Here is a 13,748-nt window from a genome sequence, read left to right as displayed (position 1 = left end):
TGTAAGACCAGAACGATTGAGGAAAACGCGGATAGAGCAGCAATGCCTTCATACCGACCAGCTCCTAAATCCCAGCGTAATTGATTTCATCCTCGCCTTTTTCCCATTCGTTTTTATTGATTAGGCAATCCTACAAGTGGCCTTGAATAAAGCTGCTGTAAAAACTTTTCGGTATGCTTACCCGTAGTACCTTCTTTGGGTTAGTAGTTTACAGGTTTTGTGCAGGTTTCCTATGGAGAAGCTTGTGATTCTTGAGCAGCGATTGAGCAGGTAGGGCCAAGAGAGTGCAGTTGCCGATGACTTCAAAGGACGGCTGCCACCGGGTAGCGTATTGACGTTCTCCCAGCCTACTCTTCAGGAAGCCTCTCTGGATGACTATCTAACCAAGGATCTGAGCTGAGCCTTAAAAGTTACTGAAGAGATTGCTCACTGAATAACTGAATAAAGTGTTGCCGCAATTCTTTCGAGAACAGCAATATCAACCCTGGCCCTTGGCAGCTCCAGACAGAGTCAGTTCTGCACACCTTGCTCGAAAACCTGCTGAACCAAGCCACTGACGATGGAAAGTACAATCGCGCCGACGAACGCCCAACCGAAGTTATCGATATTGAAAGCGTTCCCGGCCAGCTTATCGGCAATGACCAAGCAGATGCCGTTCAAAATTAGCCAAAACAAGCCCAGGGTAAGAATTGTAATCGGCAGGGTGATCAACCGGAGAATCGGCCTGACCAAACCATTGACCAGACCAATGGCCAGAGCCGCCACCAAAGCACCCCCGAATCCAGAGACGTGGATTCCGGGCAAAAGCCAAGCCAGGATCATTACACTCAAGGCTGACATCAGCCAGGTGGCCAAAAGAGTTGCCATGCTCCCTCCTCTGCCCTGATGGGGCCGCGATTTTGCCCTCTATGCTAGCCGATCTGCTCAGGGATCCCTTGCGCAGAAACCTCTCCAGGGCTGTAAGTTTGCAGGGCCAACGCATGAATGCTCCACCCCATCTGTTCGGCTAGGGCAGCATACACCAGGCGATGTCGCTGTAGAGTCGTTTTGCCAACAAACAGAGGCGACACCACTTGAACTCGGTAGTGCCCTCCTGTCCCGCCCCCGTGGCCGATGTGAAGGTGGGACTCATCCTCTACCTGCACATGAAGAGCCTGCAGCTTCTCAGTCAGGTGCTGCCGAAGGTATTCGGGGGTAAGCATGGCAACCCTTCTGGATGAGATGGGATCCCTTAAGGTTGAGCCGTGGCCTTGGCAAAGGCTGCCTCGACCAGAGGACGCAGCTCGTTGCAGGCGTGCATCTCTTGGATGATGTCGCAACCGCCCACAAACTCTCCATCGATATAGATCTGCGGGATAGTAGGCCAGTTGGAAAACTCTTTGATCCCCTGGCGGATCTCGGGATCCTCGAGGACGTTAATCGCCGTGTAGGGGAAGCCCAAACTATCCAGCACACGAACGGCGGCATAGGAAAACCCACATTGGGGCATTTCCGGGGTGCCCTTCATGTAGATGAGCACCTTGTGGGTACGGATTTGTTCACGGATTTTCTCTTCCAAAAGGGGATCCAGCATGGTGTTCAACCACTATAGCGACAACAGCCGATAGGCAAACCGACATCCTATCGAGATCTCATTTTCGTTCACTTCTAACATACTTGGCACTCTCCCCACGGCTAGGCCGAGGGATTCTTTTTCGCAATCACCAGTACCCCCATCATGCCCCACGCTAGGGGGTAGAACTTGGCGCTGGCAAACCCTGCTTGCAGGGCCATTTGTCGTTGCTCTTCTCCAGAGGGGAAGCGATCTAGGCTAGGATCGATGTAGGCATACTCGGATCCCAGTCCCAAAGTTTTGGCCTGGGCAACCACCTGAGTGTTCAAGTACCAGCGCTGAAATTGTTCGCAAAGAGGGATCCCTGTGGGGCGGTGAAAATCCAAAATGGCGGCACGACACCCTGGCTTCAGTACTCGCCCAATCTCTCGCAAGGCTTGGGGAATATCGGTTACATTGCGCAAGCCGTAGCCCATGGTAATGGCATCGAAGCTACTGTCGGGAAAAGGTAAGGCCAAGGCATCTCCCAAAACCCACTCCAGGGAGTAGCCAGGGAAGAGCCGGGAGCGACGCCGGGCAATCGCCAGCATGGCGGGAGAGAAATCTAGGCCCACCACATGTCCCCTTCGTCCTACTCGGCGGGCCAACTGCAGAGCCAGATCACCGGTTCCACAGCACAGATCCAGCACATATCCTCCTGAGCTGGCGCCCGACCAACGCACGGCCATACGCTTCCAAACCTGATGGAGGCCCAGGCTCAAGGTTTGGTTGAGGGAGTCATAGTGGGGAGCAATGCGGTCAAAAAGCGCTCGGATTTCCTCAGGCTGTTCAAAGGTTGGGCTAGGCACCGGTTCTCAACTCCACCTCCTGTTTCCGCGTATCCTACAGACCTTTGGATCCCCGACCTGAAGCCACTACGGCGGCACCGGGATCCCGCTGGCCCCTACTCGGTGGCGGCGGCTGGGGTAATCAGCCAAACTCAGGGACAGGGATCGGGATCCGGCTAGGCTCGAGGCTGGGATGCGGATGGTTCCCTGGAAGACTTGGCTATTGGGGGGCAGCTCCCCCGGCAAACCCTGGGTGAGCGCGTTGATTGACCGTCCATTGTCGTCAGTAATGTTCAGGAAGCTATAGAGAAAGCGCACCGTCTCTGCCGAGTTGTTTTGCATAGCTACATTCAGAACCACTTGGCTTCCCTCGCGACGAACCGAGAGCACCTGCATAGAGACCTGTCCACCGGCGGCAATTGGTAGGGGGGGCGGAGGTGGTGTGGGCGCCGGCGGGGCAGGAACTCCGTCCTGCTGACGGGAACGAGAAGGTGGAGGAGATGGGGTGGCGGGGCGAGGAGTTGGCGACGGGGCCGCCGCCAATTCAGGAGACAATCTGGGGGTGGGTGTTGGAGTGGGAGTTGCAACCGGCGTGGGTGCTGGGGTAAAGAGGGGGGTGGGAGTTGGGGACGGACGAAGGCTGGCTTCGGCTGCTGCAATTACCTCAGCCTCGTTCAGCAAGGGCACAGTACGGGGATCCCGAACTTCGCGGGAGCGAGAAGCCTGACCGGAGCCGGTGACAGGAGAAGAAACCCCGGATAGGGCTCGCTGGCCAAATAGGTAGCCCAAGCAAGCGCTCAACACCGTTGTGAAGAGAAATGCGCTCGTCCAAAACAGCACCCCCGAGAATGTGGAGGTGAACTCCTGAGATAGTCTGGCCGGTCTGCGCAAAGGCTGTTAACTCCTGCTGCTGGTTCGCTTACCCGATCATACGAAAGTGACGGAGAAGCTAGGGGTTCTCGACCGGGGCAGAGTTTTTGCGTTGTTGCTCATGGGCCTGTAGCGGGGCGCTGTCTAAGTTGGGCAGCCGCTCCCCCAGCCACCAACCCGGATCTTCCCAGCTCAGGGATCCCAGCCATTTCCCGGCCCGATCTGCCAAGACCAAGCCCAACAAAACGGGAGCAGTGGTGATCCCCAGCGCTAGGCTGAGCCAGAGCGGTTGAGCAGATCGAAAAGAGGCCGAAGCAGCCTTTTGTTCAGGCGGAGATATTGGCTTGGGATCTGTCATGGTCGAGCTTTTGAGCCTGAAGTTCAAGTGCGCTGTTGTTAGGTTAATCTCAAGCGTCAGTGGATTTCCAGCGTAATGTCGATTGTGCTGATCTGCGGCCCTGTGCGCTCCGGCAAAAGCCGGCTGGCAGAGGGTTTGGCTGCCGCTTCAGGCTTGCCGGTTGTCTACCTGGCTACCGGGCCAAAACCCGATCCCAAGACGGATCCAGAATGGGCAGAGCGCGTTCAACAGCACCGGCAACGGCGGCCTTCCAGTTGGCAGACTTGGGAAACCGGGAGGGACTTGGGGGCAGAACTGCAAAAGTTGCCCCAGCCCTGTTGTGCGCTGGTGGATTCGCTGGGGGGATGGGTGGCGCAGGGCCTAGACTGTCCCTCTTCAGAATGGGATCCCTTGGTGCAATCCTTCTTGGCAACCTTGCAAAGCCATAGAGGGGAGATCCTCCTGGTGTCTGAAGAAGTGGGCTGGGGGGTGGTGCCCGCTTACCCACTGGGGCGGCGGTTTCGGGATCGGATGGGGGAACTGACCCAAAGGCTGGCTCCCCTGGCCGACCAAGTGTTTTTGGTAACGGCAGGTTTTGCCCTGGATCTCACCCGTCTAGGGATCCCGGTGGCAGGCAAGATGGAACAGAGCTGAGATAAGCTGCATTTGCAAGCCAGATAGCCGTGTCGCTGTGCCGATTACCTTCTACCTTCCCGCCAAGGCCATTCAAACTCTGGATCTCACCCCCGGCCATGAGCTGGTGAAAACCCTGATGGCGGATCCCGTGCGTGCTGCCCAGCAGGTGCAATGCGCCATCGATTGGCCGCGCAGCCCTGAGGATCCGCGGGAGCTGTCCGAGATCCCGGAGGTGCGCCTGTGGTTTATTCGGTGGGATACGGTCTACCCCTGGATGCCCTACTTCCTCAATTGGCGTCAAGGAGAACTGGCCCGTTACGCGGCTATGATGGTGCCCCACCAATTCAACCCTCGGGAGGGCATTGTTTACAACCCAGAAGCGTTGGAGATCTTCGTCTACCAGAAGATCTTTGTGTTGATGCGGTGGTTCAAGCAGCAGAACCTGGGATCCGCCTCTATGCTGCGGGATATGGCTTTGGTGTTTGGCTTCGAGATCCAGCCGGAGTTTCTCGCCCTGTGGGAGGCAGAGCCATGAAGGTGATGGTGGCCGACACCTGGCCAGGGATCCCGGGAGCTACGGCAGTGGCCGACGCTTGGCAGCAGGTGGTTCAACGCCCTTGGGGCCGGCTCAGAGTGGATCCCAACCCTTCGGAAGCTCAGCTAAAGGCCCTCTGGCAACAAATCTCCGAGTGGGCAGGAGAAAAAGATCCCCTACTGGTTTTGCCGGGCAGCGTTGCCGATCCCATAGGGCCAGGCCAAACCTGGGCCGATCTAGCCCATGCGTGGGGGTTGAGCTTGCTGTTGACGTTGCAACGGGAGGCCGCCCTGAGCCAAGGTGCTGCTTTTGCCGCCCTGTTACGCCAAGCCAGGGCCCGTGGTTTGGGATGGGTGCTGGTTGGATCCCTGCCCGAAACTGGGGATCCCCAGGCTTTGGCAGAGCTGGATGCAGCTTTGATCCCACGCCTGGCAGCCCAAGTGGGAATGCCGGTGTTGGGGAGGATGGCTCCTGATGGCCAGATCCTTTGGGATACAGATGCTCTATCGCTCTGCGACGCTGGTAAAACCATTTTCAATCTGGCCGGAGCGGATCCTGCTAGAAGCGGGTCTCAAACTCGATGGAAATGACATTGTTGCCCTCAAAATCGGTACTGGCGCGGGTGAGGGTTTGCTCGTTGAAGCGGTAGCGGGCGCTGTAGCGGGTGGGCTGGAAGGGATCCGTCAAGTTCCGCTGCAGCGAGAGGGAAGTGGCCGGCCCCAGATCTCGGGCCACCTCCAAGGCCAGCCCCACTGAAGAACGGTTGGGAGCGCGGGTATCGATCTGGGGGATGGGGCTGAGGCGAATTTCATCCAGGCCAAGGGTATCCCGCAGAGCTTCCTGCAGCTCGCTGAGCAGGGCCGTTCCCGCCAGCCCGGCCACCCCTGCCTCTGGATTGAGTTGGGCCAAAGCCGTTCCCCCCAACAGGGCGACGATCTCTTCCGGGGAGCGGCTGGGGCTGCTGGAAAGGGACAGAACTCCATTGCGGGGATCCGCCTCGGCAAGTTGGCTGGCCCGCCCGTTGACCGTGGCAAAAATATCGATGCTCTGCTGGGATCCCGGCAGGTTGCGGTTGGTGTCGAAGGGGGAAAGATCTTGGGGGAAGCGGTACACCTCGAAGGCTTGGGTCATCAAGCGCAGGTTTAAGAAGGGATCAAAGGGGTTGTCCAAGTCGAAGGTGGCGGTGTTGGGGCGGGAGCGATCCAAGCGAAAGTTGGCGATGGGCAGGCTGACCCGGCCTCGCTCCAGAGTGATGGTGCCTGCCGGGCGCGGATCTTGGGGGGTGCCGAAAAGGCGCAAGGTGCCGGAAGCATTGAATTCAAACAAGTTAGGCCGCTGCACCCGGATCCGGGATCCCAAGGCCAGCTCCAGCCCATTCAACCGCGGCTGCCAAAAGGGTAGGGCTGTCGCGAACGTCGGCGGTGCAGAGTCCTCAGCCGCCTCTGTTGCGGTGGGTGGCTCAGGGCGAGGGCTTACATCCACAATCCCCTCGGAAACCTCTAAACGACCTTCAATCAACGGTCGCAGGAGCAGCCCCCCCACCACCACTTCTCCTTCCAGGCGGCCCGTGTAGAGATTGGGCAAGTTCAGGCGGATCCCTTGGAGCTGCAGGCTCAGCGGCTGCAGAGCTTCTCCTTCTTGCAAAGCTCCGCGAGAGTTGATGGGCAAAACGCCTCTGGCCACCAGGGATCCCTCCCCCAACTGTCCGCGCAGCTCCTGGACTTGCAGCTGATTGAGGTTAAAGGCGATCTGGCCTGTGAGGTCGGTAATGGGCTCCGGCAGGGCTGCCAGCTTGAGGATCCCGGAGTTGACGCTCAAGTTCCCCTGTAGGCTGGGCTCTCGTAAGGTGCCGCGGATGGTCAGCTCCAGTTGGCTTTGGCCGCCTTCCCAGCGCACTTGGTCGGTGAGGAGATTGATCAAGCGCAGGCCGCCGTTCTCAGCCTGTAAGCTCAGGTCGATCTGATCCTCTTTGGCTTGAACTTCGGCGAAGGGCAAGGTGTAGGGCACCAAGCCGGCAATGCGGATTGGCTCGTCGCCGTTGGCGAGAAGAGTGCTCTTCAAGCGCAGTTGTCCTTGTTGGTAGTCGAATTGTCCCGCCACCTCCCGCAGGGGCACTTGGTTAATCTGGGCGTTGACCACCGTCAGGGATCCGGTGGCACGGGGATCCCGCAGGTTGCCGGCCAGCTCCACATCCAGGTTGAGATCCCCCTGCAGCTCCAGCTCCTCTGGCAGGAAGCGGTCCAGCAAAGCCAGAGGCAATCCTTGGATTTGCAGGGATCCCGACTGTTCCTCTAGGCCCAGCTTGCCCACAAAAAGGGCTTGACGTTCGCCACTGCGCAACCGCAGCGGCTCCAACACCACTGCATCTCCAGCCAGGCTGCCCCTGGCAGTAAGGCTTTCGATGCCAAACTCCTCGGCTTGCCAATTCCGGCCCTCCAGTTGAAAGCTGACACGGGGCTGGGCAAGGTTGCCGGCAATACTCAAGCTGCCCTGAAACTCCCCTCGCAGACTCGTGGGCGGCGGGAAAGTGCTCCGCACCGCTGACGCGAACAGCGGATCCATGCGGCTGGCCAGAGTCTCCAGGTGGGCGGCCAGGATCTGAGCATAGTACTCTAGCTGCTCCAGGAGAGGATGGTTGGGCAAACCAACCGGATCGGTCTCCAACACCGAGGCAGGGCCCAAGGGGGGCAATTGGAAACCCCGGGTGGTGAGGTCGCGCCACTGCCGCCACTTGAAGGCGGAGATGATATCTTCTAGCCGACCTTGATGGGTGCTGATCTCTAGGTCAATTTGGGGAGCGAGAGCCGCCAAGGTGGGATCCAAACCGGCTTGCAGAAGAGTTGCAGGCAGCTCTAAGGTGCCCCTAGCCGTATAGGTGCTCTCGAACAAATCCAGTTGGGCTTGAGCAATGGTCAGCCGGGGAGAGCCGGAGTCGCCCGCAGTCTGGTAGTCAAAATCCACCGAGAAGCCCTGCACTTTCATCCCTCCCCACTGCAGATCCGCTACCGCAGCCCGTCCTTGGGCAGCACCACTCGCCAGGTCAACTGCCACCTCCCCATCGAGGTTCCCCTGTAGGCTGGCCCACGGCCCGGCAGCTAAGCCCCCCAGCAAAGCCAGCGGCAGCCGATTCACCGTCACCTGGAGCTGTTCCTGCTGTCGTTGACCTACTGCCTCCGCCTCCCCTCGCCGGACTTGAAATTGCAAAGGCTGCAACTGGGGATCCAACTGCAACGCCAGCCTGTCCTGCTGTCCCTGGAGATCCACCTCTACCCCTCGAGCAGACCCCTGGAAGGATCCGGCCAAGTCTTCAAATTCAACTCCTGCTATGCTGAGGCCCTGGAGCCGAGCCTCTCCCTCCACCTCTAGGTTGTCCAGGGATCCCCGAATCTGCCCCGAACCTTGCAGCACCCCCTCCACCAAGGGTGGCAGGCCGGGCACTTCTGCCAAGGAAACCCCATCCACAGCCAAGGCCAAATCCAGGGATCCCACCTGCAGGGTTTGAGGATCCACCGGGATCCGCCCCCGTATGCCGGCCAGCCGAGTTGCGTCGGCCAAGATCTCACCTTCTTGGATCACTAGGCCCGCCCCATCCCAGGCCACCTGGCCCCTTGCCTCTCCCAGAGGCTGCGACAGGATCACCGAGCCCTGCGCCCGCAGCGCCCCCAAAAAGCCCAGCTCCGACACCTCAGCCGTGTTCACCTGCGCCGTGAGGGCTCCTGAGAGGGATCCCGTCCATTGGGGGTTAAAGAAAGCCAGCGGCACATTCTGGGGGCTCACCTGGGCTTGCACTTGCCCTCCTGCCCACCGCCCCGCCACCTGCGCCTGCCCTCCTTCTACAGCCAAGACTGCCTGAGGCACCTCCACCACCCAACCGTCAGCCTCTGGCAAGAGCTGGAGCTGCCCTCTTCCGGCGATCTCTCCCCCTTGGGTTGCCCAGGTGGCCTCTACCTGAGGTTGGGATCCCGTCAGCGCCACCTGCACTTGCGCGGAAACCGGCCCCACCCAAGGAAGAGCGCCCCGGCGCGGCAAGTCTCCCCCGTAGAAAGCCAGCACCTGCTCCGCATCCATCCCCGTCACCTGCAGTTGGAACTGGCCCGCCAAGCCAGCAGCCCATTGCAATTGGCCGGATCCCTGAATGCGACCCCCCGCCGCCCTTAGGTCGATTGCCTCAAAAGTCAAGGTTTGATCCGCAAAGTGGAAGCCAAAGGCATACTCCGACACCGGCAGGCGATCCACCTGCCCCGGCGAAAGCCCCCGCAACTGTCCCCGAATCTGTGGCCGATCCAAGGGGCCGGTGACCGTTACGGATCCCCCCACCACCCCCTCCACCGCCACCGGCAGGCCAGTCACGTCAAACGTCTCTTGGATCTGTTGAAGACTGGCCGGCACCAGTTCCGCCTGCAAACCAAACCCCTGCCCCTGGCTCCAGTCCACAGGGCCTTTCAGCTCTGTGAAGGAAAGCTGACCCAAACGACCGCTGACTCCCTGCAGCTCCAGCCCCTGCAAGGTAAAGCCAACGGAGCCGTTCACCTCTTCAAAGGGATGCGGCAGCATCTCCAGCCCCAGCCGAGCCTGTTGAACCTGGGCCTGCCCCGTCAATGCCAGCGGTTGATCCCGCCGCCAAAGCACTTGCAGAGCCAAGCCAGTTTCCCCCTGCACCTCCGCAAAAGGGGCCGCCGGCACCACACTGGGCAAGAGATCCAAAGGCAGACGAGCCGCAGAAAGCGACACCGAACCGGAAGCCTGGGCGAAATCCGCCACCCCCCTGAGCTGCAGGGGGTACCCCCCCTCCCCCTCCCGAGGGAGCAACCGTGCCGTCGCCTGGAAACTGGCCCGCCCCCCGAAAAGATCCTCCTCTCCTGGCGGGGCATTGTGAGTCAGCCACACCTGCACCTGGCCCTGCAGCCGATCAAACTGGCGTCGCTCCCCCACCAAAGGGATGGCCGTCAGGGATCCCTGGCGCAAACGGATGTTCAGCCCCTGGAAAGGCAGGGATCCCTCCCCTTCGGGCAGTTGAAACTGCACATCCGCCCAGCCGCGATCCAGCGTTTCCATCAGCAGCAGTTGCGGCTGGTTTAGGGTAACATTCAGCACCCACTGACCCGTCTGCAGCCAAGTCCAGAAATCAGGGCTGAGGTCGATGGAGCCGATGGTGGCCAAATGCTCAATGCGGCTTTCTCCCAAACTCACCTGCCAAGGGGACAGAAACCTCACCTCCCCCAACTCCACCCGCCGCCGCGTCGCCTGAGATAGAACATCCTCCACCTGGGGCAGCACCTGAGTTTGAAGATAAGCCGCAGCCCCCCAAGCTGCCCCAAAAGCTGCAGCCGTTAAGCCCAAACCCAGCCCTGCCCCCACCCAAGCCAAAGCGCCGGGGGAAAGGTTGAATTGTCGCTGCTGCATCTCTGGATCTCGGTGATCTTCTCCCAACCGCCCACCCCTTAAAAACCTGTCAGGCTGCCAAAAGCCGTTCGTGCATTGCAGGTCGGCCCTGCCGGCAAAGTTGCCCCCATCCTACCCAAGGACTCCTGGCTTGCCACGAGGGAACAGAAAGAAGAAATCCCTGCTCCCAGGCGTAATTCCCCCAAAGACCCAGCGGAAAAATACCGTCTCGCGAAGAGAACGGGGATGCTAAGCTATCTCCACACCCGAGATTGAACCCACCTTGGGGCCTCTCTCAGGTGTTCCCTTCTGTCGAGATGGTTGAAAGGAGAAGAGCCATTCCGGAACCCCTATCTCTGACGGTCAGCTTGCGCGGCAGCCACGAAGCGCTGGAAAACTGCCAGGTCTTTCACCTGACCGGCCTTCTGGATGCCTTTTCCGAGCCGGTCTTTGTTAAGGTGGTCACCAAATACCTGGAAGAGGGATCCCCTAACCTGATCCTGGATTTGACAGGGATCGACTTCATCGACAGCTCTGGCGTCGGCGCCCTGGTGCAATTGGCCAAGCTGGTGCAGAGCCGTGCGGGTGTCTTTCAGGTGGTGAGCAATCCCCGCATCACCCAAACGGTGAAGCTGGTGCGCCTGGAGAAGTTCCTGTCTTTGCGCAACTCCTTGCAGGAAGCCTTGGATCGCCTGAAGGAAGGAAGTACGGGCAGTACAGAGACCGCCTGATACACAGTATGGGTCTGGGAACCTTTTGGGGGATCAGTGCTGGAGCAGGGGATCCCGACTGGATAACGGTCAAAGCAGCCCGCATCCTCAGCACGGTCAACTGGGTGGCCTGTCCCCAAAATGCTGCCGGCCAGCCGGGCTTGGCCTACCAAATTGTGCGCCCTTGGCTGCGACCGGAACAAACCCTGCTGCCTCTTCATCTGCCGTTTGTCACCCGGTCGGAAGTCCTGCAAGCTGCCTGGCAAGCGGCTGCCCAGCAACTGGCCCCACTCCTAGAAAGGGGAGAAGATGTTGCCTTTATCTGTGAGGGAGACGTGGGCCTCTACAGCACCTTTGCCTACGTGGCCCAAGCTTTGCGGGAGCGGATCGCCAACTTGCCCATCCAGGCCATACCGGGGGTGTGCTCTCCCTTAGCCGCTGCTGCTGCCCTGGGATCCCCCTTGGTGCTCGGCTCCGAGAAATTGGCGATTTTACCGGCTCTGTTTGCCCTCTCGGAACTGGAGCAGGCTTGTGCCTGGGCTGAGGTAGTCGTCCTCATGAAAGTGGCCTCTGTCTACCCTCAGGTTTGGCAGTGGCTGGCCGAAAGAGGTTGGCTGCAACAAGCCAGCTTGGTGGTCTGGGCCGGCTGGCCCCAGCAAACCCTCTTCCCCACCCTGGAAGGACTGGCCGACTACCAGCCCCCCTACTTTTCCCTGCTGATCCTGCGTTCTCGGCCCCGAAATCAAGATTCTCTTAACCTGGAAAACGAGCTACAGCTGGAATGAGTTTTCTAGGATAGGGAATGAGTTCCTTCCGGCGATTAAGCCCGAAGCAGGGGTTGGTCGGTATTTTTTTGCGTGTGTTTCCATTGAGCTTAAGTCCCGTACCGAGCCGGCTTGTTTCCCCAAAAAAGCAGGTATCTTGTGCCGGAAAGATGTCAAGGAAACCCAGTCCAGCATCCTTAGGATCCTTGCGTTGACCTACATCAAAAAGAGATGAAAAGACCAAGTTAAAGGAATGATCCGACCTGTTAAGAATAGTTGCCAACCTGGGTTGAGGGATCGGCTATAGGTTAGATTATGAATGTAGTGATTCAGGCGAGGAGGATAATATCTCATCCCCATCTCAAATGCGAGGCACCGCTTCTCGACTGACTCAAATCCAAAATTCTCTCCAAAGTTCTCTGTCGGTCAACGCTCTGATCCAAACTTCCGATCCGTTGCTTCGGCAGATTCTCCTGAGAAGTGGTTGTCTCGCCCAGCAGGGCACCTGGTACCTACGACAGGTTTTCCTCAAAGCAGAAAAGGGGAGTTAGGCAGATAGCAGTTGGGCTTGCTGCACAAGCCACTGGGAAAGTGAGAGAGCGCTCTAGGTGTTCCTCAAATAATCCTCAAATAAAAGTGGTTTTGCCAGATCAACAAGCTCAGCCGGCTATTTTGAGTCTCCATTCATGAGCGAGTCAGGGTGGGAAAATCGGTGATCAGGTTCAGGTGCTCTCAACCTGCAAGCTCTGCGAGTCGGAACCAGCGCTCAGTGGGACAAGGACTGCGGGCTTTAGCAATTCGAGGTTCTCTCAGTTCATAGTTTCACTCTCACTTTCAGGAGGTTGCTATGTTTACCTTTCTCTCAAAGATTGCTAGAGCAGTTGTCCGCATATTCGCTCCTGCCAAGTCCGATCTGGTGGAAGTGGGTTACCAGCCCATCACGGATGATATCTATCGCATCAACGGCTCAGCCTGCCATTTTAGCGATCTGGAGATCTCATCGTAAACCTCAGAGTCGGATTCTGGTGTCGGAGCGGCCACTGGCGCTGGCCTAGAAATTGGAAAGGAAATTGGAAAGAAAAAAGTAGTTGGAGCGGTTGGATCAGCTACAAGTTAAGACAACTGAATAAGTCTTAGTTAAGTCTTGGATGCGGTTAGTCCGCGTCGGCAGGGGTGGTTTTCCTCCCTGTGGCCAAGTTCTACCGGTTCAGTGGTGGCTCCCCGTGGGGGTCACCACTTATTGTTTTGTTGTTTGCAAGTTGTTTGGGAAAATAAGGAGAATGCTTGCGGTTGCCCCGTCTCAACCTGTGTTGCCTTCCCCTGTGGTTTACCCGGCTACACCGGGCGATCTGGATCCCTTGGCCGAAGTTCTGGCGCAGGTTTTTTATCCGCCCTCAGGCCTGCAACGCTGGATCCACCCGATTTGCAAGCTGGGTATTCGCGAAGATTTGCGCCTCAGGCTGGCCACAAGGGATCCCTACTATTGCTGTCTGGCGGCTGCGGTGGGATCCGAGGTGGTAGGCACTGCCGAGATCTCTTTGCGGGTCATCGCCCATGGGAAGTATCCCTACCTTTCCAACTTGGCGGTGCTGCCCGGCTGGCGGCGGCGAGGAATTGCCCGTCTGCTTTTGCTCAGTGCTGAAGAAGTGGTGCAAGGGTGGGGCTACCGCCGTTTGCACCTGCACGTGTTGGAAGACAATCTCCCCGCGCGGCAGCTGTACGCCCAACTGCGCTATACCCCCATCGAACGCACCTCTCAACTCTGGCGATGGTTGGGGATCCCTCCGCAGCTTTTGCTCTGCAAGTGGTTACCTTGAATTGGCAAAGGAATTGGCAAAGCGGCAACATTGAGCTGGCAGAGTGGAGATGCTTCCCACCCCGCTGGCTTGCTTCTGCGCAGTGAGGCGAGTTCCTGGACTCATATAAAGTTATGTAAACTAGAGATGGGTTCTAGAGAGGTCTCGGAGGGGCAGTGAGGGAATTGGGCAGGGTTTTCATGGGATTGGTTGTGGGCCTGCTTGTGGGCTTTGGGATGACTCAGCCTGCCTGGGCCCAGTGGGGAACTACTCCTCTCCCGCCGATAGGTTCTCCTGCGCCGGAGTTCGCGTTGCCGGATCAATCCGGGCAAATACGGC

13 protein-coding genes are annotated in these 13,748 nt (G+C 58.7%); 6 read left to right on the top strand and 7 right to left on the bottom strand.

Translation table 11 applies throughout. The features are described 5' to 3' along the window. Nucleotides 1–510: 510 nt before the first annotated feature. The 6 genes from NW838_RS10290 to NW838_RS10265 form a co-directional block, all read right to left on the bottom strand. On the bottom strand, nt 511–867 hold the full coding sequence (locus NW838_RS10290; RefSeq protein ID WP_414350501.1) for a phage holin family protein: 357 nt from the start codon (nt 865–867) through the stop codon (nt 511–513). Between the two features lie 44 nt (nt 868–911). Continuing rightward, nucleotides 912–1,202, bottom strand: coding sequence for a BolA family protein (locus tag NW838_RS10285; RefSeq protein ID WP_414357925.1), 291 nt, complete (start codon nt 1,200–1,202; stop codon nt 912–914). Nucleotides 1,203–1,231: 29 nt separating this feature from the next. Further along, nucleotides 1,232–1,570: a Grx4 family monothiol glutaredoxin gene (gene grxD, locus NW838_RS10280; RefSeq protein WP_414357932.1), complete on the bottom strand. Its 339-nt coding sequence runs from the start codon at nt 1,568–1,570 to the stop codon at nt 1,232–1,234. A gap of 104 nt (nt 1,571–1,674) precedes the next feature. After that, entirely contained in the window at nt 1,675–2,400 is a 726-nt protein-coding gene (ubiE, locus tag NW838_RS10275; protein ID WP_414427990.1) for a bifunctional demethylmenaquinone methyltransferase/2-methoxy-6-polyprenyl-1,4-benzoquinol methylase UbiE, read from the bottom strand. 66 nt (nt 2,401–2,466) lie between these two features. Beyond that, complete coding sequence (locus NW838_RS10270; protein ID WP_414427989.1) at nt 2,467–3,270, bottom strand: hypothetical protein; 804 nt, start codon at nt 3,268–3,270, stop codon at nt 2,467–2,469. Nucleotides 3,271–3,328: 58 nt separating this feature from the next. Then, on the bottom strand, nt 3,329–3,607 hold the full coding sequence (locus tag NW838_RS10265) for a hypothetical protein (protein WP_041436124.1): 279 nt from the start codon (nt 3,605–3,607) through the stop codon (nt 3,329–3,331). Nucleotides 3,608–3,682: 75 nt separating this feature from the next. On the opposite strand from NW838_RS10265, the gene cobU reads away from it, so the two are divergent. Genes cobU through NW838_RS10250 form a run of 3 tightly spaced genes read left to right on the top strand, consistent with a single transcriptional unit; the run spans nt 3,683 to nt 5,347 of the window. Continuing rightward, nucleotides 3,683–4,240, top strand: coding sequence for a bifunctional adenosylcobinamide kinase/adenosylcobinamide-phosphate guanylyltransferase (gene cobU / locus NW838_RS10260; RefSeq protein ID WP_414427988.1), 558 nt, complete (start codon nt 3,683–3,685; stop codon nt 4,238–4,240). Nucleotides 4,241–4,277: 37 nt separating this feature from the next. Beyond that, entirely contained in the window at nt 4,278–4,757 is a 480-nt protein-coding gene (locus NW838_RS10255; RefSeq protein ID WP_414358003.1) for a CRR6 family NdhI maturation factor, read from the top strand. After that, a complete protein-coding gene (locus NW838_RS10250) occupies nt 4,754–5,347 on the top strand; it encodes a hypothetical protein (protein ID WP_414427987.1) in 594 nt (197 codons plus the stop codon). Before NW838_RS10255 ends, NW838_RS10250 begins: the two co-directional genes overlap by 4 nt. Here NW838_RS10250 and NW838_RS10245 read toward each other — a convergent pair. Next, on the bottom strand, nt 5,316–10,160 hold the full coding sequence (locus NW838_RS10245; protein ID WP_414427986.1) for a translocation/assembly module TamB domain-containing protein: 4,845 nt from the start codon (nt 10,158–10,160) through the stop codon (nt 5,316–5,318). The two genes, NW838_RS10250 and NW838_RS10245, sit on opposite strands and share 32 nt — an antisense overlap. 296 nt (nt 10,161–10,456) lie before the next feature. Here NW838_RS10245 and NW838_RS10240 point away from each other — a divergent pair, with 296 nt between their 5' ends. The 3 genes from NW838_RS10240 to NW838_RS10230 all read left to right on the top strand — a co-directional run bounded on the left by NW838_RS10240 (nt 10,457) and on the right by NW838_RS10230 (nt 13,430). Continuing rightward, complete coding sequence (locus tag NW838_RS10240) at nt 10,457–10,870, top strand: STAS domain-containing protein (protein ID WP_414357994.1); 414 nt, start codon at nt 10,457–10,459, stop codon at nt 10,868–10,870. An 8-nt stretch (nt 10,871–10,878) separates the two neighbouring features. Next, the gene (locus NW838_RS10235) at nt 10,879–11,634 is read left to right on the top strand and encodes a precorrin-2 C(20)-methyltransferase (protein WP_414427985.1); all 756 of its coding nucleotides are present in this window, start codon (nt 10,879–10,881) and stop codon (nt 11,632–11,634) included. Between the two features lie 1,259 nt (nt 11,635–12,893). Continuing rightward, on the top strand, nt 12,894–13,430 hold the full coding sequence (locus tag NW838_RS10230) for a GNAT family N-acetyltransferase (RefSeq protein WP_414357989.1): 537 nt from the start codon (nt 12,894–12,896) through the stop codon (nt 13,428–13,430). The last annotated feature ends 318 nt before the right edge of the window (nt 13,431–13,748 follow it).

The sequence above is a fragment of the Synechococcus sp. R55.2 genome (genome assembly GCF_047462075.1).
GTDB lineage: Bacteria > Cyanobacteriota > Cyanobacteriia > Thermostichales > Thermostichaceae > Thermostichus.
This window is presented reverse-complemented; position numbering and strand designations above follow the sequence as displayed.